This window comes from Marinomonas alcarazii (genome assembly GCF_003208215.1).
Classification (GTDB): domain Bacteria; phylum Pseudomonadota; class Gammaproteobacteria; order Pseudomonadales; family Marinomonadaceae; genus Marinomonas; species Marinomonas alcarazii.
The window spans coordinates 1-24,048 of record NZ_QKLW01000009.1; the positions used below are offsets into that span (position 1 = coordinate 1).

Sequence of the window (24,048 nt, forward strand, 5' to 3'; positions counted from 1 at the left end):
TTTGACCCCCTCCCAGCCTCCCCCTTAGCAGGGGGAGGAGTGAGAGTCTGTTTTGTTCCCTCCCTTTATCTTCAAGGGGAGGGTTAGGGTGGGGTTGGTAGGTTTTTGACCCCCTCCCAGCCTCCCCCTTAGCAGGGGGAGGAGTGAGAGTCTGTTTTGTTCCCTCCCTTTATCTTCAAGGGGAGGGTTAGGGTGGGGTCGATAAGTTTTTGACCCCCTCCCAGCCTCCCCCTTGCCAGGGGGAGGAGCTAGAGGCTGTTGGAAAAAAGGCTTATGGAATGAGCGAACGAACATTTAATTTGAGAAGTAACCAGTATTTAAGAATCGATTTGAGAAAAAATATGCCAGAGCCCGAACGGCGGCTATGGTTTCATATAAGAGGCCGGCAACTTGGTGTGAAGTTTCGAAGGCAGCATGGAGTGGGTTCTTACATAGTGGATTTCTATTGCCCTGAAAAGCATCTTGTTATCGAGGTTGATGGCGATAGCCATTACACCGATGAAGCTAGAAAATATGATATTGAACGAACAATTTATCTTAATAGAAAGGGGTTACAAGTTTTACGCTTTACCAATGAACAGGTTATGAACGAATTGGATGCTGTTCTTAATGTTATTTTGGTTGAAATTAGTTAACCCTCTCCCAGCCTCCCCCTTAGCAGGGGGAGGAGCTAGAGGCTGTTTTGTTCCCTCCCCTTATCTTCAAAGGGAGGAGCGAGAGGCTGTTCTCATTCCTATTTTTATCGGTAGAGGAATTAATAATCCTACCGCTGAAATTCGTAGACACTTCCTAAGTTCATTATCTGAGTCAGTTCGTCTAATGCACTTCGGCTTTCGATTAATAGTTGCGGGTCGGCTAGGTCTTTTTCATGCAGTTGGTCGCGGTAGTGTTTGTCGACCCAATGGTTTAAGCGTGCAAACAAGCTGTCGTTCATGAGGGTTGATGGGTTTATAGCTTGTTGCTCGGCTTGGGTTAGGGCGACGCGAAGTCGGAGGCAAGCTGGGCCGCCGCCGTTGCTCATGCTTTGTTTTAGGTCGAAGACTTTAATTTCATGGATTGGTGAGGGACCCGTAATTAGGCTGTTTAAATACGCCCAAACGGCTGGGTTGTTCTCGCATTCACCTGGTACAACCAACACCATGTCATCGTCGCTACGGCTCAGTAGTTGGCTGTTAAACAAGTAAGACTGGATGCAGTCTTGTACCGATACGGCATCGCTTGGGACTTCTATAAGGTGGAATTGAGACGCTCTTTCTCCCCAGGCGGTGAGTAAGTCTTGTTTCATTTTGGCTGTGTCTAAAAAGGCTTCTTGGTGGTAGAAGTGCGCGTTGCGATTACCTACGGCGATGACGTCGTTGTGGAATACGCCAGCGTCTATCACATCTGGGTTTTGTTGCGCGTAAACCACTTGATTGGCTTTTAAACCATGACGGCGAGCCACGGCTTGAGAGGCTTCTAAGGTATGGCGAGCCGGGAATTTAGCCGGTTTAGGGGCGTTGCTGTTGAAGGCTTCCATTCCGTAAACAAAGAATTCGATGCCTTGTTCGCCATAACCATGACAAAAACGCGTATGGTTCGCTGCACCTTCGTCACCAAAGTGGTCTACGCTGGGTAAGGCGGGGTGGTGGGCGAAGTGTTTATCGTCGTTGAACGTCGCTTGCAAAATCGCGCCTGTGGTTTCGTGTTCAATGGAGCGATGGAATTTGTTAACCAAGTTGGCTGGGGTGAAATGCACGCGTTTGTCGCTGGTGTCTCCACTTGGTGAGACGGTTGCGGCGTTGGCGGTCCACATACAAGAGGCAGAACTAACCGCTGCCAGTAGCTTTGGAGCTTGTTTGGCAGCTTGCTCTAATATACTGGCGTCCGTCCCTGAAAAGCCTAAACGACGCAGCGTCGGAATATGTGGTCGTTCGTGTGGCGCGAGTACGCCTTGTACGAACCCCATGTCTGCCAAGGCTTTCATTTTGACCAAGCCTTGTTTGGCTGCTGCTTTTGGATTAGATGGACGTGCAGAGTTGTTCAATGAAGCGACGTTACCAAAAGATAGGCCGCTGTAGTTGTGGGTTGGGCCCACTAAGCCGTCAAAATTGGCTTCTGTCGCTGTGTTCATAATTGCCTCTTGTTATACCTGAATGTGCGTTGTCTATTGGGTTTTAGATAAAGCTTTACAGCGTAATACCGTGCCCCAGTTTTTCTGGCATGGTTAGGCTATCGGCTTCGATGCTGGCAACGGGGTAAGCGCAATAATCTGCGGCATAATAGGCGCTGGCTCTGTGGTTGCCGCTTGCTCCTGTCCCTCCGAATGGGGCGTTACTGGATGCACCTGTGGTCTGGCGGTTCCAGTTGATAATGCCAGCACGGCTGTGTTGTAAGAACCATTCATATTCTGCAGCGTCGTCTGACAAGATACCTGCCGATAAGCCAAACTTCGTATTGTTGGCGATCTTCATTGCTTGATCCAAGGAGTCATATCGAATCACGGTAAGCAGTGGGCCGAAGTACTCTTGGTCGGGAAGTTTATCTAGCATGTTGGTCGCATCAATAATGCCTGGTGTCACAAAGCCGGTTTGGCTGTCGCCACGGGTCATTTCTAAGAGAGGATCAGCACCTAGCTTAATCAGTTTTTGGTAGGCTTGTAGTAAGCCGTCGGCGGCTTGTGCTGATACCACTGGCCCCATGAAAGGCTGTTCGACGGCATCGAAACGGTCGATTTTTAGCGCTTTGGTGGCTGTTACTAGGGATTGCAGAATCGCATCGCCCAGCTCGCCTTTGGGCAACAATAAACGACGGGCGCAGGTACAGCGTTGTCCTGCTGAGATAAACGCCGATTGGATGATTTCGTGCACCGCTGCGCGTTGGTCTGCGACTTTATCCGACACCAATAATGGGTTGTTGCCGCCCATTTCTAACGCTAGGATTTTCCCAGGGTGACCGGCAAAGTCGTTATGCAAAATATGACCGACTTGTGGACTACCGGTGAAGAACAATCCGTCTATGCCTTGGTGATTTGCTAGGGCAACGCCTGTTTCACGTTCCCCTTGAATCAAGTTCAGTACGCCTGCTGGCAAGCCGGCTCTTTCCCATAATTGAATGATTAGGTCGGAGGTCGCGGGGGCTTGTTCACTAGGTTTAAAAACGACGGTGTTGCCGGCAATCAGTGCAGGAACAATATGACCGTTAGGTAAATGCCCCGGAAAGTTATAGGGACCAAATACGGCAACCACGCCATGTGGACGATGACGCAGTCGCGCCGTTGCGCCTGGCATAGGGGTGGTTTTTTCACCTGTCCTTTCATGATAAGCCTGTTGGGAAATGGCGACTTTGCCCACCATGGCCGCGGCTTCGGTACGCGTTTCCCAGATTGGCTTACCTGTTTCACGGCTGATAACGGTCGCTATGTCTTCACTGTGTTCTTTAACTAGGGCTGCGAAGGCTTCAATAATACTTATACGCTCTTCTAGAGGACGGTTTGCCCAAGTAGGAAAGGCAGCACGAGCGGCTTCGATTGCTAAGTCGACTTGGCCTTGTGTGGCTGTGTTGGCTTGCCAAACTAAACTGGCGTCCGCAGGGTCGATAGAGCGCAGTGTCTGGCCTTCGCCTGCTAACCATTGACCATTAATGTAGTGTGCTTGTTTCATGGTGACTCCTGTTTATTCGTGCGTGTTTATCTTGAATAGGGGGATAATTCCACGATTCGAACGGGCTCTTTGTTGGTAATACAAAGATTATCTGCTTCTTCCTGTGTTAGGGTCATGGCGCTACCTGGTGGAATGCTGCGCTGGACGAGTATGCAGCGAAAGTCTGCTACTTTGGCATTGGAGACTAGGTAGTAATTGCCTTCGCTGACCCCTTCCGTTGTGCCTTTTGGTTGGCCTATGTTGGCAAGGCAAAGACGGCTTTCGCGTACGGCCCGAATGTCTTGAACGCGAGCTTCTAAGCTTGGCCCACCATCAAAAATGTCGACATAGTTTTCATAGCGGAAGCCTTCTTGCTCTAATAGACGACGAGCCGGCACAGTGTTTTTGTGAACTTGGCCTAAAACTTCACGGGCTTCCGGTGGAAGTAAGTTTACGTACACTGGGTTGTTTGGCATCAGTTCGGCAATAAACTGTTTATTGCCTTGTGCGGTCAGTTCATCGGCTTCTTTGAAGTCGATGGAGAAAAAATGGCGGCCAAGACTTTCCCAAAGTGGTGAAACGCCATCTTCGTTGCTTATTCCTCGCATTTCGGCAAAGACTTTTTCGGTGAAGCGTTCAGGAAATTGCGCCATAAACATGAAGCGGGCTTTTGACAGCAGCTGGCCGTTTTTTGAGTGGCGGTAATCTTCTTCTAGGAACAGCGTGCAAATTTCGCTGCAGCCGGTGAAGTCGTTGTTTAGCACCAGTGTGGGAATGACATTGTGCACTTTCAGTTCACGGGACGCATGAGTGATGCTGCCTAGGTGATAGCTGTAAAAGGGTTCGTCTAATCCGACAGTGGCTAAGATGCCGCAGGTGCCGACGATATCGCCTGTGCTGGTGTCTTCTAACACCATTAAGTAATCTTCATTATGAGGTTCTGTGACGTCTTCTTTGTTAAAAGAGCGCACCGCTCCGTCGATTTTTTTTTGTAAAATGGCTTCGTCTGATACCAAAGAGGTAAAACCAATTCCGGTTTTTTCTGCAAGTCGATATAGTGACTTTAGGTCATTTTGACAAATAGGGCGTATGACCATCATGATGGCTTTCCTCTGCTAATGTTATTTACAGTGCGACCCATTGGATGCGGTGTCCTGATGAGATACCTAATCGTTCTTGTGTCGCTTTTTCTAAGGCGAGTCCCGCGACTTGCGGTTCTGCTGGTGCGGCAGTGACTCTAAAGTGTTCTAAATGTCCGGCAGAAATAAGGTGCATTGGGCCTTTAGCGGTATCGGTTAAACTCAGTGCTTTGTCCATTTTCTGCTGGGTAATTGTGTGTAGGCTTTCTGTTCTTGCTTCGATGCTTGGGCCTGCGTCAAAAATATCGACATAGCCACGGAATTCGAACCCTTCATTGAGCAGTATTTCGGCGCTCTGGTCTGAGTTTTCATGGATTACGCCGATAGCCTCTTGCGCAGCTTCAGGCAAGGTTGGAACATAAATCGGATAACGTGGCATTAGCTCTGCGATAAAGTTTTTGTTGCTGACACCTGAAAGATAGTCGGCTTTTTTGAAGTCCATGGTAAAGAAGTGTTTCCCTAGCGCATCCCAAAATGCGGAATAGCCTTTTTTATCACTCTCGCCACGTAATTCTGCAAACAGTCGCTTAGTAAAGCGTTCAGGATAACGAGCAATAAAAAGTAGGCGAGCTCTGGACAGCAATGACATAGCGACATTGTTTTGATGAGCTTTATCGACGACCAGCGCTATTAGTCGGCTGGTGCCACTGTAGTCATGACAGAGAAAGAGAGCGGGTATGCGGTTGTGGATTTGCAACTGTGGGGAGGCATGCACGACTTCGTCTATTCGATAGCTGTAAAAAGGGGTATCGACACCCACCATTGCGTCTATTCCGCAACAGCCAACAATCTGGTCCTTGCTGGTATCTACTAATACAAACAAGTAGGATTCATCGCCCGGTTGGACTACGTCAGTTTGTAATGAGCGACGTGAAGAGGCGATTTTGTCGTTTAAGCGCTCTCTGTTGGCGGGAAAATTGGTAATGCCTATACCAGCCTGTTGGGCAAGACGTTCCAGTGCGGGGAGATCTGCAAAATCGGCTGGGCGTACTAGATACATAGCGCATTCCTGAAAAATGAGTAATCAACGATAGTATGAGAAGTATTATCACCAAGTTATGTTTGTTGCGTAAGATAGAAACTTTCTAATTGGCGACACGTTTTTGTGGTTATTGGCTTTTTATTGTCGATTTTTAAAAAGTATGAAGAGGTTTTGTATGAAAAAGGGCGTGTATCAACATTATAAAGGCGCACTTTATTGGGTTGAGAGAGTGGCGAAACACAGTGAAACAGAAGAGGAGTTAGTAATTTATCAAGCTTTATATGGCGACTTTGGCTGGTGGGCAAGACCACTTGATATGTTTCAAGAAACTGTGGAAATAAACGGTGAACGTATCCCACGCTTTGATTGGCTTAGAGCCGAGCGCGACGCGGGATAATATTTCAACGAGCTATCATGGTGTGGCAGGTTAAATCGATTGGCTAATCGGGCAGGTGCATCCACGGCGATTCACGCATAAAGTCGATAATCTGTTCTCTTAGCCAGCGATGAGCAAGGTCATTATTGAATCTTTCATGCCAGAAAATATGAATAGGGTGTCGGCCTTTGAAATCATCAAGCTCTAATACTTCTTTTGGAATCGGTAATAATTTCACTGGATAGAAGTGAGCTTTTTCACACATAACTTGCAAAAATAAGTCACCAATAGAGCGCGAGGTGACCAGCGCCATACCGCGTTTTACCGCCTGCATAGCCACCATCAAACTGTCTGTTTCTAAGTCTGGCTGGATGACGTGGCCTCTTTGTTTGAGCTTTTGTTCTGTTTTCGAAAATGAGCTGTTTCGATTGCTACGCAAATGATGGGTGACCACCTTGTGAGACAGTAAGTCTGTGACGGATATTTCATCTTGATGAAACAGTGGGTGAGCTTCACTCAACACGATACAAGCTTCCATGTAACCAATTAACTTGCTACGAATATTGCTTGGTGTATCGCTAATTCGCATGATGCCAAGGTCAACATTGCCTGTAATAAGTTCATCTAGCTGTGAGTCACCCCATGAGGCAATGGATAATCTGAGCTTTGGGGTTTGGTACTGTATTGAAGCTAATAAAGGTTCAATGAAGTTTTCTAAATCCCCTTCGTCTGCACGCAGCTTGAAGCGTCTATCTAAGTTTTTCAAATCCAATGAATTTGGGCTCATTAGCTCAGAAAGAGAGCTTAAAATAGGCTGTATTAGGTCATGAAGCTCTGATGCGCGCGCGGTTGGGCTTAACCCATACGCTTGGCGGGTGAAAAGAGAATCTTTAAAGAGCTCTCTTAGTCTTTGCAGGCTTTTGCTCAGTGCAGGTTGCGTGACTCCTAGTCTTTCAGCGGCACGAGAAACACTGCCTTCTTCCATAATAGTGACGAAGGCGACGAGTAGCTTAATGTCTAATTTTAAGATGTCGTCTAGATGCATGTTTTTCTCAACACAATAAATAGAGGCGTTTACACGATGACTGCCATCACCAATATTTGGTGTAAAGGTCTCTAATAGTTTAAAAACAGGAGCCTTATCAAAACTTGATAAGGCTCCATTCTTTGGATACAAGGTGTCGTTAGTATTCGGTCGTATTATTCAAAGTCTTCGTGATGACGATATTTGACTCGGAATAACACAGCGTAAAAGACCGGTACAGCGATCAGTGTTAGCAAGGTCGCAAAACCTAGACCGAACGAAATTACCACGGCCATGCCTTCAAAGAACCCGTCATACAGTAATGGCACCATGCCTAGAATGGTCGTGATCGCTGCCATACAGACAGGTCGAACACGACTTACTGCAGACATAAAGATCGCTTGGTATTTTTCTGTACCTTGTTCTAGTTCGTAGTTTATTTGATCGGCTAAAACGATACCATTTTTTATCGTCATACCCGATAAACTTAAGAACCCAAGCAAAGCCATGAAGCTGAACGCGGTATTCATCACGATCAATCCAGTAGAAACACCGATCAACGCTAAAGGTACGCAGAACCAAATCGTTAACGGCACTCGAATCGAGTTGAATAACAAAACGGTAATGATGAACATAAATAAGTAGCCCATTGGAAGCGCTTTAAATATGTTGCTTTGAGCGTCTGTACTGCTTTCGTATTCGCCACCCCATTCCATTGCATAACCTGGAGGCATAGGAATCGCTTCGATCGCTGCACGGGTGCGTCCAAAAATGGTCATTGCGTTTTCATCACCCAAAATCTTAGGGTCAGCCATCACAGTGATAGTACGTTTACGGTCACGACGTTCAATGATCGGATCTTCCCACACGGTTTCAAAGCCAGAGACCAGTGTAGAAAGGGTCACGTAAGAGCCTGACGCAGGGCTGTAAATTTGCAAATCACGAATTTGATCAATAGAAACGCGCTCGTTTTTTGGTGCAGTGCGTACGATTGGTAGCAAATCTGTGCCTTCACGGTACAAACCGATTTGAGATCCCGTGAAGTTGGTTAATAGCACGTCGTCCAATTCTTTTTTGCTGATCCCTAAGCGTCGAGCTTGGGCATCATTAAAGATAGGGCGAAGCACTTTAACTGGTTGGCGCCAGTTATCCTTAATGTTCTCCAAACCACCATCAGCACGATAAATTTCTTTGATTTGAGCACTGATTTGGCGAAGTTTTTCAGGATCCGGACCACTTACTCGGGTTTCCAGTTTAGCGCCACTAGCAGGCCCTAATTGTAGTCGTTGCAACTTCACATCCAGTCCTGGGTATTCTTCCTGCATTTTGTAATACAGGTCTTGCAGTAGGTCTGGAATAACGTCTGCATTTTTGGTGCGGATAATAAATTGAGCGTAACTGGAATTAGTTTGCTCCGCATTGTATGTCAGCATGAAACGCAAAGCGCCTTGCCCTGTGGTTGAGGTGACAAACTCAATACGATCATCTTTTAACAAGTCTTTTTCGATTTGTGTGACCGTATTATAAGTGCTGTCTATGTGCGTACCTTCAGGCATCTGAATGTCCATATAGAACATAGGCGTTGTGGACGGTGGGAAAAACTCATGTTTAACATACGTCCCAAATGCCCAGCCTGAAGTAATAAGGCAACCAACCAAAGTGATGATTGTTAGCCAGCGATAATGCATGGCTTTATCTAGCATAAATTTGTAGCCAGTGAAGATGAAGCCTTTGTATGGGTCCGCTAGTTCTGCTGCAGAGCCATCTTCGCTGTTGTTTTTTGCAACCGTTTCTTTGAAGAATAAATCACAAAAGAAAGGTGTTAGGGTAATGGCGGTGATCCAGCTTAGTAGCAAAGAAATCAACAGTACATAAAACAATGAGCCTACGAATTCACCAGCAGAGTCTGGCGATAATCCAATCGGGGCGAACGCTGTAACGGCAATAACGGTTGCGCCGAGTAATGGCCATTTAGTTTGTTTTACTACTGCACTGGCGGCTTGCAGTTTGCTCATGCCGCGTTGCATACCAATAAGTACGCCTTCCGTCACGACAATGGCGTTATCGACGAGCATCCCCAGCGCTATGATTAACCCACCAAGGGAAATACGCTGTAGGTTGATCTCGAAATAATCCATCACGATAAAGGTGCCAAGAATGGTCAGCAGTAGAATGAGACCAATCAAAATGCCTGAGCGAATGCCCATGAACACCAATAGCACTAGAATAACGATAGCAACAGCGGCAACAAGGTTCAGTAAGAAATCGGATACGGAACGTTCAACTTCTTTTGACTGGAAGTAGATAGGCTCCATGTTTAGACCAACAGGCTGTTGGTATTCTAATTCTTCGATTCTTTTTTCTAGGTCTGCACCAACTTTTACTACGTTGACATGGGATGAGAAGGACACGCCAAGTAAAAGTGATTTCTGACCATTAAAATCCACAATATGAGTTTGCGGTTCAACATACTCTCGTTTGACCGTGGCGATATCGCGTAGACGAATTAGATTGCCATCAGTTGGTGTACCAACAATGAGGTTTTCAAGTTCTGAGATGTCTTGAAATTCACCAGTAGGGCTAATACGAATATACTCACTGCCGACTTTTACACGGCCAGCGTTAGACACACTGTTTTGGTTTGAAAGTAAGCTTTCTAGCTGGCTTGGCGCGATGCCCATATTGGCCATTTTAGAACGAGAAATTTCAATAGTGACTTGCTCGTTCTGTTCAGCAGCAACGGTTACTTTCGCTACGCCATCGACCAATACTAATTCACGTTTGATGTAATCAACGTAATTTTTAAGATCTTTGTACGGATAGCCTTCACCATTGATCGCCAGCATGACGCCGTATACATCACCAAAGTCGTCTAGCACCATAGGGGACGCGACACCGCTTGGGAATTGGCCTTGAATATCACGAATCTTTTTACGTACTTCGTCCCAAATTTGCTTAAGCTCTTTGGCGCGATACGTATCTTTGATCGTCAATTGAACTTTTGAGTAGCCCGCTTTTGACGTTGAGGTGATTTTATCAACGTATGGCAGGTTTTGTAGTTCCGCTTCAATCGGGTAGGTGACTTCCTCTTCCACTTGTTCTGGAGAAGCACCCGGGTATTGCGTAATAATCAGCGTATCTTTGATTGTGAATTCTGGGTCTTCTAACTGACCAAGACTGTTAAATGCGATGATACCACCGATCAATAGGATCAGTGTGATCATCCAGCTTGTTACTTTGCGTTGAATAAAATAAGCCGCAATATCCATTATAGGCCTCGCTCACGTGTCCAAGGGCGAACTTGCATATCTTCAGTAAGGCTGCTTACTCCAGCGGCAACCACTTGGTCACCGGCATTTAAGCCTGAAGTAATTTCAATGTTGTTGCCTTGTAATGAACCTACCGTGACGACACGTGGGCTGACTTTCTGAGTCTCTTTGTTGTACACCCAAACGGTGCTGTTAGACTCGCCTGTCTTGGTATCTTCATGGCGAATGACAGCTTCAACAGGAATAACAACGTATCTGTTCTGTCCTACTAGGCGACTCAAATCAATGTCTACGTTTGCAGTCATGCCAGGTAATAGGGTGTGCTTTGAATCTTTATTACGAATCAGACTAAGTGACACATCATAAGCCATGGTGGTTTGGTCTGGGGTCGTATTATGTTCTTTGTAAGTGCCTGATAGCTTTTCATCTGGTGCGACATCAACAACGACATTTGGTTGGTAATCTGATTGCGTTGATTTAATGCTGACGACCAAGCTTTCTGGAACCTGAAATTCTACGTCTAAGTCGTCTATGTTTTGAATGTGCATAATAGGCGCGGCAGCACTAATGTACTGGAAGTTTTCTGTCGCTACAGAGGCAATAACACCTTTAAACGGTGCGTAAACTTTGGTGTATTGCAGTTTGTTTTTCGCCGATTGAAGTGCGTTGTTGGCTTGATCCAAGGTCGCTTTTGTCGAATCGTATTGAGATTGAGTCGTTGCGCCTTGACGTAATAGGTTTTGAATACGTTTGAATTGCGCTTCGGCAAGGCTTTGATTTGCTTGTGCAAGTTCGACTTCCAGTTTGAAATCTGTTGGGTCAAGTACAGCAAGAAGCTCGCCTTTTTCAACACGTTGTCCGGCAACAACATTAAGCTGCATTAACTGACCACCGACACGGAAGGCAATGTCTGCTTCTTCACTGGCTTTTAATTCTGCAGGAAAGCGACGAATATTGATGGCATTGCTTTCGGCAATAGAGATCAATTTGACTGGTCGAATAATGTCTTTTTCGACAACCACTTCATCTTCGCTTGATGAGCAGCCCGCAAGCAGAAGTGAAGCTGCTAGCGTCATACCAATAATCGTATTTAAACGTTTTTGGGAATTCATTCATTGCTCCGTAAATATATTGGAAATAGTTAGATGAAAGTATTTTATATCTCTTGTCTTGGGATATGAACATTTAAATATATATTAGAGATATTACTGATAAAGAATATCTTGCTGTAATCGCCTGCATTCGCCTATTGCGTTTTTTCAAGTTCCGCTAAAAAAGTTTCTAAAATTAGGTTTGCACGCGCCCCTTTGCGCGTTATGGCCGAGAATTGTGTTATGTAGTGACACTCTTTTGGCAAGATGGCGCGCATGCGACCGTCTCTAATCCAATGCTCTGCAACGTGGTCAGGTAAAAAACCTATGTAGCGCCCAGTTAGAATAAGAAAGGCAATTCCTTCACGGTCGGTCGCTGTCGCACTGGCGGTGAGAGGCTGATGTTGTGCTTTGATATCTGGAGTTTGTGCATAAGCTGGCAAGACGGCATCATATTCTTTTAATGTGCTTTTCGAAATTGAGCTGTCATCCATATTGTACAAGGGGTGCGTATCGCTGCAGTAAAGCTTAGATTCCTCTTCATACAAATGATGATAATCCAAGCCACTGAGGATTTTTAAATCTGGCACTATCCCCACGTGTAAGCGGCCATCTAATACGCCACGCTCTACATCTGTGGGTGGAATCATCCGAATATTAATCGCGACTTGTGGGCCTTTGTCTTTTAGCCCTGCTAATGCTTGTGTAATGCGTGTGTGGGGCAGGGTGACTAGGTTGTCTGTAATGCCAATGTTAAGTTCGCCTTTTAGGTGTTGATGAAGCGCATTAATATTGGTCCTAAAGTCTTCAATAGACGATAACAGCTGCAAGGTGTAATCGTAAACTTGGCTGCCTTCATTGGTCAGAGAAAAACCGGATCTTCCCCGTTGGCATAAGCGAAAGCCCAAGCGTGTTTCTAAATCTGATATTGCGATGCTGATGGCCGCTCGGCTGATATTAAGCTCAACTTCTGCAGCAGAGAAACCGCCACATTCCACCACTGTACGGTAGATGCGTAATATGCGAAGGTCGGCATCGCTGACCTGACTTTGAAATTTATTCATCCCTTTACCTTCTGTAAGTCGTTATGAAGCTTGGTTCGTAATGCGTCAGCAACTTTGTTAACTAATAACTTAAGTAAGCGTTAATAGATTGGAGTTTTTGTAATCTATTCCCCTTGGCATAGTAGTGTCAACAGACAACATTTTGAATTTGCGGAGCCTACATGGACATCATTGGACACTTAATCGACGGTAAACATTCACAACAAGCTGAACGTACTCAAGACGTGTTTAATCCGGCGACAGGTAAGGTCGCCAAAAAGGTCGCCATTGCTTCTCGCGAAACAGTGGAAGAAGCCATTGCAGCGGCGCAAGCGGCCTACCCAGAATGGCGAAACACTCCGCCATTAAAGCGTGCTCGAGTCATGTTCAATTACAAAATGTTGTTGGAAAAACATGCGGATAAGATTTGTGAATTAATTGGTGCCGAGCACGGAAAAATTTGCCATGACGCTGCAGGGGAATTGCAACGTGGTATCGAAAATGTGGAATACGCGTGTGGTGCACCAGAATTGCTAAAAGGTGAATACAGCAAAAATGTCGGCCCAAATATCGATTCTTGGAGCGAATTTCAACCATTAGGTGTGGTGGCAGGCATTACGCCATTTAACTTTCCAGCCATGGTGCCTTTATGGATGTTTCCTATGGCCATTGTGTGTGGCAATACCTTTGTTTTGAAACCTTCAGAACGTGATCCAAGTACCGCGTTATTTATTGCGGACTTGTTACATGAAGCGGGCTTACCAGCTGGCGTATTTAACGTCGTTAATGGCGATAAAGTGGCGGTAGATACTCTGTTAGAAGACAAGCGAGTGAAAGCCGTAAGCTTTGTAGGTTCAACGCCCATTGCGGAATACATTTACAGTAAAGCCAGTGCCAATGGTAAACGTTGCCAAGCTCTAGGCGGAGCAAAAAATCACGCGATTGTCATGCCTGATGCAGATATGGATAACGTGGTTAGCCAGTTACTTGGCGCGGCATTTGGTTCCTCTGGTGAGCGTTGTATGGCCTTGTCCGTTGCAGTGGCCGTTGGTAAAGCGGCAGGTGATGCTTTGGTCAGCAAAATGGCTGACGCTATGAAGCCGCTCAAAGTAGGGGAGTGTTCTGATAAAAATAATGACTTTGGCCCTGTTATAACTAAGGAGCATAAAGACAAAGTCGTTGGCTTTATTGACAGTGCAGAATCCCAAGGAGCGACTGTTGTGGTGGATGGGCGTCATCCACAGGTCGCGGGTTATGAGGATGGCTTCTTTGTTGGGGCGACATTGATTGATGGCGTGACTAAAGAGATGGAAAGCTATCAGCAAGAGATTTTTGGTCCAGTGCTTCAAGTGGTGCGTGTCGATACCATGGAAGAAGCCATGACTTTGATTAACGACCATGAATACGGCAACGGTACTTGTATTTTTACTCGCGATGGAGAAGCGGCGCGTTATTTCTCTGATCATATAGAGGTTGGCATGGTCGGCATCAATGTGCCTTTGCCCGTTCCTGTGGCCTACCATAGTTTTGGTGGTTGGAAGCGCTCTTTGTTTGGGGATTTGCATGCCTATGGTCCAGATGCTGTGCGCTTTTACACGAAACGCAAAACAATCACTCAGCGCTGGCCTTCGGCGGGCGTTCGTGAAGGAAAGAGTTTTTCTTTTCCTTCTTAAAATGAAGGGATAAGTGTTTTTGATGTGTCCCAAGCGTTTCTATTTGGTGGTTGTCCTCTTTTAGAAATGTTTTTTAATGGCCGCTTACAACTTGGTAGCGGCCATTTTTTTTCGCTTGATAAAGCGAGTCGTCAACACGTTTTATCGCTTGTTCGAGTGATTCATTGGTTTTAACCTGAATGAGGCCGAAACTGCAGCTAATGATCTGCTGCCATTCCTCCAGTGAAACATGATTGGGTAGGTCTTTGCAGATCGCCTCAATGCGTTGCTGTATCTCAGGCAGTTCGACATCGGGAAGAATGAACAGAAATTCTTCACCACCCCAACGACTTGATATATCTGCTTTGCGCATGGATTGCGATAAATAGCCTGATATTTTCACCAGTACTTCGTCGCCTTTATTGTGACCGAGCTCATCGTTGACCTGCTTGAAATTATCGACATCTACTAAGCTGATACAAAATGGTGTGCCATTGCTGCTTTGTTGTTGCATATAAAAGGTCAGTGCTTCAATCGCAAAACGCCGATTAAAGAGCTTGGTTAGTTCATCTTTTTCAGCGAGTTTGACCATCAATTCATATTGGCTCATGTACGTTGCACGTGTCAGAGCGGCAGCCACAATAAAGGGAATGCTTGCACAAGTGACATTCATTATAAAGAGTACGGAAGAGAGGCTGGTGACCGTATCTTGCTGGGATGGGTAATATAATACGAGTAGTGCAAAGGTGGTCATATGGAACAAGGCAATGGCGCTAGACCATGTGATTTTGAGACAAGGGGTTGTCATTATTAGCAATGTCATAGGCCATAAATAATACTGAAAGCCAGCTTCTGCACCGAGTATGCTGGTGGCGAAAAACGCATGAACGGATACTTCGGCGCTCATGATTAAAATAGAAATATTATGTTGCTTTAATCGGTTTAGCCTTACTGTTAGCAGCCATGCCCCTAAAGACAAGACATTGAGCCAAGCAAGTGTGGTTTGGTCGAGATAAAGAAATAAGAAAATGAAAGCAAAGTGAGCAATGGAACCCGCTGCTGACGCGATATTTAAAATCCGAGAGGTTTGCTCCAGACTGTTGGATACATGGTTTGAAGTAAAAGGGTGCTGGTGCTTTAATTGACTATTGTTCGCCACGACGGTTGCAATCCTTTACAAGTTTAGTTGACTATAGATAGGTGTTTTTCCTTATACTTTTAGAAACATAAAAAGCGTTTCTACTGGACTACTAACTTTTTCTACATTACTGGGCCGCATATGGAAAAAAAGAAATGCAATCTTGTTGTGTTATCAAGATTCTCATATCTATTTATAGCTGTATTTTTAACTGCTTGTGCAGAAACGGCGATAAATAAAAAAATAGATAACACCATAGTTGACGATTTGACCATGGAAGTAAAAGAAAATACGGTTTTTTTATCAGGTGTCTTAGGTAGCGATCTGGTTCAGCAGTTGAGTGAGATGGTGCGTAATAACCCTAATGTCACGGATATGGTGTTAGTCGATGTCCCAGGCTCTGTTGATCAACAGGCGACTATGGAAGGCGCACGTCTTATTCGCCGACTTGGATTGAATACTCATATTGCTTCGACAGGTTATGTGCTTTCTGGTGGTGTGGATCTGTTTTTAGGCGGCGTAAAACGAAGCATAGGTGCAGGAGCAGGCGTTGGTGTTCACGCTTGGTCGGATGGTACAAAAGTAAAAGCGGCCAATTTAAATGAAGCAGATCCGATTCATGCGACCTATGTGAATTTTTATTTGGAGATGGGAGTGCCAGAGCGCTTCTATTGGTTCTCATTGGATGCGGCACCAGCTGACAGGGTGTACTTTTTGTCACCCGAAGAAGTGTATGATTTTGATTTGGCGACAGAGTAGCGTCGCCTTATATTGACGTTCGCGGGAGGGCATTATGGAGCAAATAGAACTGTTCGCCATAGAAAGCCCTTGTCGAGGCGTGTGCGAAAATAGCAAAAAGGGGTTCTGCAAAGGCTGTTTACGCAGTCGAGAAGAGCGATATCATTGGTTCTCTCTTTCCAATGAAGAACGTCATCGCGTATTGGATTTATGTCAGCAACGCCGAGCGCGTCTAATAAAGGCACGCCAAGAACGATTAGAAGCGGATTCTGCCAAGGCGCTTCCCTATGGGATGGAAGATGAACCTATGGCAGATCTGTTTACATTAACGAACGACTAATTTTAACCTTGTACAGCAATGGCTACGTTAGTTTTCAAATATCGCGTCTAGCGCTTCAGATAAACGTTCAACTCCGATGACTTTCATGCCTTCAATCGGTTTTTTCGGGCAATTAGCTTTTGGCACCACGGCTCTAGTGAACCCATGTTTCGCGGCTTCACTAATGCGTTCTTGGCCAGATGGCACAGGTCGAATTTCTCCTGACAAACCCACTTCACCCAGTACGACCAAATCATGGGGCAAGATTTTATCGCGGAAGCTAGAAACAACGGCTGCGATAGCGGCGAGATCGGCACTGGTTTCCAGTACTTTGACACCACCCACTACGTTTAAGTAGACATCTTGGTCTGATGTGAGTAATCCACCGTGTTTGTGTAAGACCGCCAATAACATAGCAAGGCGATTATGATCAAAACCTACTGTGACACGTCTTGGGTTGCCTAAAGCCGAATCATCCACCAAAGCTTGAAGTTCGACCAACAAGGGGCGAGTGCCTTCCCAAACCACCATAACAAGGCTGCCAGCGGCAGGGTGGTTACTGCGGTTCAAGAAAATAGAGCTTGGGTTTTTCACCTCTTTTAGGCCATTTTCTAACATGGCAAAAACGCCTAGCTCATTGATCGCGCCAAAGCGGTTTTTCATGCCGCGAAGGGTACGAAAGCGCGAGTCTTCCGAGCCTTCTAATAGAACCGAGCAATCTACCATGTGCTCCAGTACTTTGGGGCCTGCCAAAGAGCCGTCTTTGGTCACGTGACCGACAAGCAAAACAGCCGTTTGAGTTTGTTTGGCGAAGCGCGTTAAAACAGCGGCACTTTCTCGTACTTGTGACACGCTACCTGGGGCGGATTCTACGCCATCTAGATGCATCACTTGGATCGAGTCGATCACCATGACTCTGGGTTTCACTTGCTGAGCGATGGTTAAAATCGCTTCCACATTGGTTTCCGACAGCATTTTGAGGTTTTGTGTCGGTAACCCAAGACGTTGTGCTCGCATGGCAACTTGCTGAAGGGATTCTTCACCTGTCACGTATAAGGCACTTTGTTGCTGCGCTAGCCAACACATGGTTTGCAGTAATAAGGTACTTTTACCGGCTCCTGGGTGGCCACCAATGAGCACGACACCTCCAGGAACCAAGCCACCGCCTAATACTCGGTCGAATTCGTTTGCGCCAGAGCTAAAGCGTGGCACATCGCCTAAGTCAACGTCAGATAAATTCTGAATACCTGTCACAGCGCCGGCGTAGCCTTGATAGCGCGGATCTTGGCTAGCGGAAACGCGAGCGGAAGTTTTTCCAGAGGTAAGACGTATTTCAGATAGGGAGTTCCATGCGCTGCAGGCTTGGCATTGTCCTTGCCATTTTGCGTAGTCGGCTCCGCATTCATTGCATACAAAAGCGGTTTTTGCTTTGGCCATGATAGTCTCTTGTGTTCTTTTAATGATGAATTAAAGGCTTGCGATAACGTCCATGTTATCGCTGGGTTGTGCTTTTTAGTGCTGTTTTTTCCAGTTTACGGAATAAAGATCCGTGCGGCGGTCTTTTAAGTTGTTTACTGAGCCTTCGCTGCGAGTCAATTTCAGCTTATCCAAGTCCAAATCAGAGAACATAATCATTTCTGTGTTTGGTGTGGTTTCCGCCATAACGGCATCGTGAGGATAAGAGAAGTCAGAAGGCGAAAATACCGAACTTTGTGCGTATTGAATATCTAAGTTTTCCACCTGCGGAAGGTTGCCACAGCTTCCACAGATAACGACGTAACATTCGTTTTCTATCGCGCGGGCTTGGGCACAACGACGCACACGCAAGTAACCGTTTTTGGTGTCGGTCCAGAATGGCACAAACAAAATGTCCATGTCTTGCTCCGCCAATAGACGACCCAATTCAGGGAATTCTACGTCATAACAAATGAGTATGCCCACGCGACCAGCATCAGTATTAAAGACGCGTAGGTCGTTACCACCTTGGATAACCCAGTCACGACGCTCGTGCGGTGTAATGTGGATTTTCTTTTGCTCTTCTACGGTACCGTCACGGCGACATAAGTAGCTGACGTTATAAACAATTTCATCTTCAATGACAGGCATGGAGCCTGTGATGACATTGATGTTGTAACTGACCGCAAACTGCGACATTTCATTGATAAAGCGTTCTGTGAAGCTAGCCAAAAAACGAATGGCTTCGGTCTGATTGCTTTGGTCTGGGCTAAGCCCAATCAATGGTGCATTGAAGAATTCTGGGAAGAGAACAAAGTCACTCTTGTAGTCTGAAACGGCATCTATGAAGTATTCAACCTGCTTCAACAGCTCGTCAACGCTTTCTACTTCACGCATTTGCCATTGAATCGCACCGATACGCACTTGGGTTTTGCGTGAACGAATCACGTTGGTGTCTGGTTCAAAGAAGATGTTTTTCCATTCCAATAGCGTTGCATAGCCTTGAGACTTTTCATCTTCTGGCATGTAGCGTTTTAACAAACGAGTGACTTGGAAATCGTTTGATAGCTGGAAGGTTAAAATAGGGTCGTAAATTTTACGTTCGCGTACCGCTTCTAAGTATTCCGCCGCGCTCATTTCGTGAGCGTGTTCGTGATAGTTAGGGATACGACCACCCGCTAAAATGGCACGTAAGTTATGCTGGCGGCAGAGGTCTTTCCTGGCTTCGTACAAGCGACGACCAAGACGGTAGCCTCGATATTCAGGCGCAATTAACGCATCCAAACCATACATGGCATCGCCACGAGAATCGTTTAGCACGTTCTCTTTTTGGTCGATAAGGTCGTCATAAGTATGTGGGTTACTAAAACGCTGATAGCTCACTTGAACCGACAGTGCTAAGCCGACAATTTTTCCGTGGTCTTCTAAACAGATCTGACCTTCAGGAAAATCTTTGATGAGTTTGTGAATCGTATGCTTTGGCCAAGAGCCACCAATATCGTGATAGACCTTATCCATCAATACTTTGATTTCGTCATAATCATCTTTGGTGATATTACGAATGGTTAAATGTAAGTCGTCGTGCTGCATGTTGGCCTCTATCAATCGATCTTATGTATTGCTCATGATAACGCGTATTTGTGTAAGGAGGTAAGGGATCAGTGCCTTATAAAAGGGGATATCGTTTGTTCAATAAGGATATAAAAAGAAAACCCCCGCCAAGGCGAGGGTTTTGATATTTCAAACAATTTGGTTTTTAGCAGAGTGATTAGTTCTTGCTGAATTCTGGGTACGCTTCCATACCACATTCAGAAAGGTCAACACCTTCGTACTCTTCTTCTTCGCTAACGCGAACACCCATGATGGCTTTGATGATTAACCAAACAACCAAGCTAGTGAAGAATACCCAAACGAAGATAGTAAGTGCACCCGCGATTTGTCCGCCGAATGTTGTGCCATCGTTCGTTAGTGGCACTGCTAGCAAGCCCCAAAGACCCACAACACCGTGAACAGAGATAGCGCCCACTGGATCATCAATTTTAAGCTTGTCTAGTGTCAGGATAGACACAACCACAATCAAACCACCAACTAGACCGGTTAGAGTCGCACCTAGAGCAGATGGAGTATCAGGACCTGCCGTGATTGCTACCAAACCAGCTAATGCGCCGTTTAGAAGCATAGTTAGATCGGCTTTACCGAATAGAATTCGAGCTAGGATAAGCGCACCAATTGCACCACCAGCGGCTGCCGCATTGGTATTTAGGAATACCATAGCAACAGAGTTAGCGTTTGCGATGTCGCCAAGTTTCAATACAGAACCACCGTTGAAACCGAACCAACCCATCCAAAGGATGAATGTGCCTAATGTTGCAAGAGGTAGGTTAGCACCAGGAATGGCACGTACTTCGCCGTTAGGGCCGTATTTGCCTTTACGAGCACCAAGTACCAATACACCAGCTAATGCGGCTGCCGCACCTGCCATGTGAACGATACCTGAACCTGCAAAGTCAGTGAAACCGATGTCGCCAAGGCTAAACATACCGAATACAGAACCGCCGCCCCAAGTCCAGTTACCTTCCATTGGGTAGATGAAACCTGTCATAACAACAGCGAATACTAGGAAAGCCCAAAGCTTCATACGTTCAGCAACGGCACCAGATACGATAGACATGGCTGTTGCAACGAACACAACTTGGAAGAAGAAGTCAGACGCGCCTGCGTAAATAGAACCGCCTTCAAAACCGCCGTCACGGCCAGCGAAGTCAGTCAAGGTAGAAGCAACATCTACGTCTTGAATGCCTGTTAGGAACCACTCGCCACCGTACATGATGGAGTAACCACAAACTAGGTACATGACACAAGAAATGGCAAACAAAGCCACGTTCTTAGTTAGAATTTCTGTGGTGTTTTTAGCACGTACTAGACCTGCTTCCAACATGGCAAATCCTGCTGCCATCCACATAACCAGTGCGCCGCACACCAAGAAATAAAAGGTGTCCATCGCATATTGTAAGTGAAAAATTTGATCTTGCATGTTTCGCCCCCCTAAAGGCTAGGATAATTCGAGCAGTATTTAGACTGCTTCTACACCAGTCTCGCCGGTACGAATACGAACCGCTTGTTCAAGGTTAACGATAAAGATCTTACCGTCGCCGATTTTGCCAGTGTTTGCTGCGCTTGTAATGGCTTCCACTACTTGGTCAGTCATGTCGTCTGCAATGGCAAGTTCGATTTTTACTTTCGGTAGAAAATCGACTACATACTCAGCGCCGCGGTATAGTTCTGTGTGGCCTTTTTGACGTCCGAAACCTTTCACTTCTGTTACGGTAATACCTTGTACACCGATTTCAGAAAGTGCTTCTCGAACATCATCGAGTTTAAATGGCTTGATGATGGCAGTTATAAGCTTCATACCCACTGTCTCCTTAAAAAGTCAGTTTTATTGTCGTATCGCAGGTAATTAGCTTTATTCAATATGCGTGCCATATATGGACGTTCCTACGTATCAAAGGCTTTGTAAGGATTTTGTCGTTTTTTTGAAATTAAAAAGAGTCATAAATTGCTTGGTATAGTGCGGCATATTGGTGTGCCCTATAAATATCCTGCATTAATATGGTGCAAATGATGTTTTAAATGGGCGAGTGAGCGTAGCGAAGGGCTTTATCTGCTTGCTTCTGATCAGGAAATAAACCTTTGCTTGGCATGGTTGTGTGTGCGTCATTTAGAGGATTTGTAGGGCTTCAATATTGCCTTGTTCGATTTTCTGCACAAAAAAGAAGCAATCTCTAAAAACATTTGTTCCTATAAATGGGCATCGACATGAAAGATGCGCTCTGAGAGCTTGTTGGTATCTATGCCTGACTTCTATACTATTAGGCAAAGAGACGATAAATAATCACAGCAACGATGAAAAACGAGAGTGAGATGATTGATCAATTTATAAAGCAATTGGGTACGGGATTAGGCCAAGCGGCAGAAACCTTGGGTAAGTTGCCAAAAGAAGAAATTCAGGCGCAATTGCATGAAGTGGCACGCAATACATTAAGCAAGATGGATTTGGTTACGCGCGAAGAGTTCGAGGTGCAAGCCGCGATGCTGGCAAAATATCGTGAAAAGCTCGCTGTGTTAGAAGCACGTTTAAATGAGCTAGAAAAGAACGACTAAGTTTTTCGCAGGGCTGGGACTGATTTATTTCCAGCCTTGCAACCAATCTTCAGAAGAGGTCAGTGATTGCCAAGGTAATTGGTATTGGTTTTTGTTGATGACGGCCTCAAGAATGCATTCGATAACGACGTTTTCTTCGTCTCGAATGAGTGTAGTAACGATAAAGTGTTTTTCTTTTTGCTGCGGGGACGTTGACGTCCACTTAGATAGAAGTAATTTATTTGGATTAATTCGGTTCACAACCACTTTTTCCTTTTAGTGTATTAAGTAGATATACGAAGCACGTGAATAGCTGGATTGCTTTTCTCGTCGCAAAGCGTCAGAAATAAATAAGTTGATCAAGGAGTGATCATGAGTTTAGCCACGATTTATAGTCGCGCCCGTGTTGGCGTGTCTTCCCCGTTAGTGACTGTTGAAACCCATATTTCAAATGGTCTGCCTTCCCTCAATATTGTTGGCCTTCCCGAAGCGGCCGTTCGAGAAGCGAAAGACAGAGTGCGCAGCGCGATTATCAACAGCCATTTTGAGTTTCCTACCCGACGCGTCACCATTAACCTAGCGCCAGCGGATTTGCCTAAAGAAGGTGGTCGCTATGATTTGGCGATTGCGATTAGTGTCTTGGTTGCCTCGGGGCAGTTGGGTGAGTTGAATTTAAGGGACACTGAATTCATTGGCGAATTGGCATTATCGGGAGACATTCGTGGCATTCCTGGATTATTGCCGTCTGCCATTGCTTGTCATCACGCTAATCGTCAGCTTATTCTCCCTGAAGAAAATCAGCAGGAAGCTGCGCTGGTGGAAGGCAATGCTGTATTTGCTAAACATTTAACGCAAGTGACGGCGCATTTATTGAAGCAAACAGCGTTGCCTGCTTGTGTTTCCAAGCCTGCTGAACCATTGCCGTTAGACCATAAAGACATGCGAGATGTAAAAGGCCAGTATCAAGCCCGCCGAGCCTTAGAAGTCGCCGCGGCTGGTGGTCACAATTTGCTGTTTGTTGGTCCTGCTGGAACGGGAAAAACCATGCTGGCGTCGCGACTGCCGAGCATTATGCCAGCGATGACAGAAGCTGAAGCGCTTGCTGTGGCATCGGTGCAATCGGTGGCGGGGCGTAAAATGGGCTTGGATTGGCATTGGTCAGAAAGGCCGTTTCGGTCTCCTCACCATTCTTGTTCTGCGGCGGCACTGGTTGGTGGTGGTTCAATTCCTAAGCCGGGTGAGGCGTCTTTAGCGCACTGTGGTGTGCTTTTTCTTGATGAGTTACCAGAGTTTGACCGCAAAGTGTTGGAAGTATTACGGGAGCCATTAGAAAACGGTGAAGTTCATATTTCGCGTGCTCGTGGGCAAGTTACCTTTCCGGCTCGCTTTCAATTAGTGGCTGCGATGAATGCCAGTAACGAGGCTTACAGTGGAGGGCAAGATTATTATCAATCCAGTGCTAGCCAGAAATACCTTAAAAAACTCTCCGCGCCATTTTTAGATCGCATCGATTTGCATGTAGAAGTGCCACCTTTACCGTCTAATGTGTTGGTGAATGCTGATGAAGAAGGGGAGTGCAGCGCTAGCGTTCGCGAACGAGTAGAGCGTGCTGTCGCAAGGCAAAGAGGACGCCAAGGCCTACAAAATTCGCAGTTAAGTGGTCGTCAGCTAGAGAATATTTGTGCTTTGAGCCAAGAGGACAAAGAGTTTATGCAGCAGGCATTAGAAAAATTAAAACTCTCGGCACGGGCTTATCATCGAGTATTAAAAGTCGCGCTAACCTTGGCGGATTTAAATGACTCTCCTGTTACCAGAGCGCATTTAATGGAATCGTTAAGTTATCGCAAGATGGAGAAAACCTTATCCATGGCGGTGTCTTCATAATCTACGCTGTTATTCCATCTGGAAAATACGGATAGAACAATGCGTTAGACATTGCTAGATAAGGGTTAAAAAGCATAAAAGCTGTTTTAACCTATGCCTTTTAGTTACAATTCTCAGCCCATTTTTGTCGTCCCTTCGAGGGACGATATTTGTAATGGGGCCAATAATAATTAATTGT

At 45.7% G+C, this 24,048-nt stretch carries 21 protein-coding genes; 7 read left to right on the plus strand and 14 right to left on the minus strand.

Translation table 11 applies throughout. The annotated features are described in order from the left end of the window. Positions 1-278: 278 nt before the first annotated feature. On the plus strand, positions 279-635 hold the full coding sequence (locus DFP75_RS15040) for an endonuclease domain-containing protein (protein ID WP_110577010.1): 357 nt from the start codon (positions 279-281) through the stop codon (positions 633-635). A 128-nt stretch (positions 636-763) separates the two neighbouring features. Here the strand turns inward: DFP75_RS15040 and astB are convergent, their stop codons facing one another. From astB to DFP75_RS15060, 4 genes are read right to left on the minus strand one after another with little or no spacing between them, the layout of a single operon-like run. Continuing rightward, entirely contained in the window at positions 764-2,110 is a 1,347-nt protein-coding gene (gene astB, locus DFP75_RS15045) for an N-succinylarginine dihydrolase (protein WP_110576883.1), read from the minus strand. 55 nt (positions 2,111-2,165) lie between these two features. Continuing rightward, positions 2,166-3,638: a succinylglutamate-semialdehyde dehydrogenase gene (gene astD, locus DFP75_RS15050; protein WP_110576884.1), complete on the minus strand. Its 1,473-nt coding sequence runs from the start codon at positions 3,636-3,638 to the stop codon at positions 2,166-2,168. A 26-nt stretch (positions 3,639-3,664) separates the two neighbouring features. Continuing rightward, the gene (gene astA / locus DFP75_RS15055) at positions 3,665-4,717 is read right to left on the minus strand and encodes an arginine N-succinyltransferase (RefSeq protein WP_110576885.1); all 1,053 of its coding nucleotides are present in this window, start codon (positions 4,715-4,717) and stop codon (positions 3,665-3,667) included. A gap of 25 nt (positions 4,718-4,742) precedes the next feature. Then, positions 4,743-5,756 (minus strand): arginine N-succinyltransferase, encoded by a 1,014-nt coding sequence (locus DFP75_RS15060; RefSeq protein ID WP_110576886.1) that lies wholly within the window; start codon positions 5,754-5,756, stop codon positions 4,743-4,745. A 157-nt stretch (positions 5,757-5,913) separates the two neighbouring features. On the opposite strand from DFP75_RS15060, the gene DFP75_RS15065 reads away from it, so the two are divergent. After that, positions 5,914-6,135, plus strand: a complete 222-nt coding sequence (locus tag DFP75_RS15065) for a DUF1653 domain-containing protein (protein ID WP_110576887.1) — start codon at positions 5,914-5,916, stop codon at positions 6,133-6,135. Between the two features lie 43 nt (positions 6,136-6,178). Here the strand turns inward: DFP75_RS15065 and DFP75_RS15070 are convergent, their stop codons facing one another. The 4 genes from DFP75_RS15070 to DFP75_RS15085 form a co-directional block, all read right to left on the minus strand. Then, on the minus strand, positions 6,179-7,159 hold the full coding sequence (locus DFP75_RS15070; protein ID WP_110577011.1) for a LysR family transcriptional regulator: 981 nt from the start codon (positions 7,157-7,159) through the stop codon (positions 6,179-6,181). 155 nt (positions 7,160-7,314) lie between these two features. Continuing rightward, positions 7,315-10,407 carry an efflux RND transporter permease subunit gene (locus tag DFP75_RS15075; RefSeq protein ID WP_110576888.1) on the minus strand — a complete coding sequence of 1,031 codons (3,093 nt, stop codon included), beginning with the start codon at positions 10,405-10,407 and terminating at the stop codon, positions 7,315-7,317. Next, positions 10,407-11,519, minus strand: a complete 1,113-nt coding sequence (locus DFP75_RS15080) for an efflux RND transporter periplasmic adaptor subunit (protein ID WP_110576889.1) — start codon at positions 11,517-11,519, stop codon at positions 10,407-10,409. The genes DFP75_RS15075 and DFP75_RS15080 overlap by 1 nt, the downstream gene beginning before the upstream one ends. A gap of 134 nt (positions 11,520-11,653) precedes the next feature. Beyond that, a complete protein-coding gene (locus tag DFP75_RS15085; protein WP_110576890.1) occupies positions 11,654-12,562 on the minus strand; it encodes a LysR family transcriptional regulator in 909 nt (302 codons plus the stop codon). Between the two features lie 161 nt (positions 12,563-12,723). On the opposite strand from DFP75_RS15085, the gene DFP75_RS15090 reads away from it, so the two are divergent. Further along, a complete protein-coding gene (locus DFP75_RS15090) occupies positions 12,724-14,214 on the plus strand; it encodes a CoA-acylating methylmalonate-semialdehyde dehydrogenase (protein WP_110576891.1) in 1,491 nt (496 codons plus the stop codon). 73 nt (positions 14,215-14,287) lie between these two features. On the opposite strand, the gene DFP75_RS15095 is transcribed toward DFP75_RS15090, so the two are convergent. Continuing rightward, on the minus strand, positions 14,288-15,352 hold the full coding sequence (locus DFP75_RS15095; protein ID WP_110576892.1) for a GGDEF domain-containing protein: 1,065 nt from the start codon (positions 15,350-15,352) through the stop codon (positions 14,288-14,290). 252 nt (positions 15,353-15,604) lie between these two features. Here DFP75_RS15095 and DFP75_RS15100 point away from each other — a divergent pair, with 252 nt between their 5' ends. Together DFP75_RS15100 and DFP75_RS15105 are read left to right on the plus strand one after the other, a co-directional pair. Continuing rightward, the gene (locus DFP75_RS15100; RefSeq protein ID WP_245927071.1) at positions 15,605-16,090 is read left to right on the plus strand and encodes a COG3904 family protein; all 486 of its coding nucleotides are present in this window, start codon (positions 15,605-15,607) and stop codon (positions 16,088-16,090) included. 34 nt (positions 16,091-16,124) lie between these two features. Next, positions 16,125-16,409 (plus strand): DUF1289 domain-containing protein, encoded by a 285-nt coding sequence (locus tag DFP75_RS15105; protein WP_110576893.1) that lies wholly within the window; start codon positions 16,125-16,127, stop codon positions 16,407-16,409. Between the two features lie 27 nt (positions 16,410-16,436). On the opposite strand, the gene radA is transcribed toward DFP75_RS15105, so the two are convergent. The 4 genes from radA to glnK form a co-directional block, all read right to left on the minus strand. Next, on the minus strand, positions 16,437-17,825 hold the full coding sequence (gene radA, locus DFP75_RS15110; RefSeq protein WP_110576894.1) for a DNA repair protein RadA: 1,389 nt from the start codon (positions 17,823-17,825) through the stop codon (positions 16,437-16,439). Between the two features lie 75 nt (positions 17,826-17,900). Continuing rightward, complete coding sequence (locus tag DFP75_RS15115; RefSeq protein ID WP_110576895.1) at positions 17,901-19,433, minus strand: carbon-nitrogen hydrolase family protein; 1,533 nt, start codon at positions 19,431-19,433, stop codon at positions 17,901-17,903. 178 nt (positions 19,434-19,611) lie between these two features. Continuing rightward, the gene (locus DFP75_RS15120) at positions 19,612-20,877 is read right to left on the minus strand and encodes an ammonium transporter (protein ID WP_110576896.1); all 1,266 of its coding nucleotides are present in this window, start codon (positions 20,875-20,877) and stop codon (positions 19,612-19,614) included. Between the two features lie 39 nt (positions 20,878-20,916). Further along, a complete protein-coding gene (gene glnK / locus DFP75_RS15125) occupies positions 20,917-21,255 on the minus strand; it encodes a P-II family nitrogen regulator (protein ID WP_110576897.1) in 339 nt (112 codons plus the stop codon). 512 nt (positions 21,256-21,767) lie between these two features. Here glnK and DFP75_RS15130 point away from each other — a divergent pair. Next, positions 21,768-22,007 carry an accessory factor UbiK family protein gene (locus DFP75_RS15130; RefSeq protein WP_110577012.1) on the plus strand — a complete coding sequence of 80 codons (240 nt, stop codon included), beginning with the start codon at positions 21,768-21,770 and terminating at the stop codon, positions 22,005-22,007. 24 nt (positions 22,008-22,031) lie between these two features. Here DFP75_RS15130 and DFP75_RS15135 read toward each other — a convergent pair whose 3' ends face one another. Continuing rightward, positions 22,032-22,247, minus strand: coding sequence for a TIGR02450 family Trp-rich protein (locus tag DFP75_RS15135; RefSeq protein ID WP_110576898.1), 216 nt, complete (start codon positions 22,245-22,247; stop codon positions 22,032-22,034). Positions 22,248-22,358: 111 nt separating this feature from the next. On the opposite strand from DFP75_RS15135, the gene DFP75_RS15140 reads away from it, so the two are divergent. Further along, positions 22,359-23,870 carry a YifB family Mg chelatase-like AAA ATPase gene (locus tag DFP75_RS15140; protein ID WP_110576899.1) on the plus strand — a complete coding sequence of 504 codons (1,512 nt, stop codon included), beginning with the start codon at positions 22,359-22,361 and terminating at the stop codon, positions 23,868-23,870. Positions 23,871-24,048 lie beyond the last annotated feature (178 nt).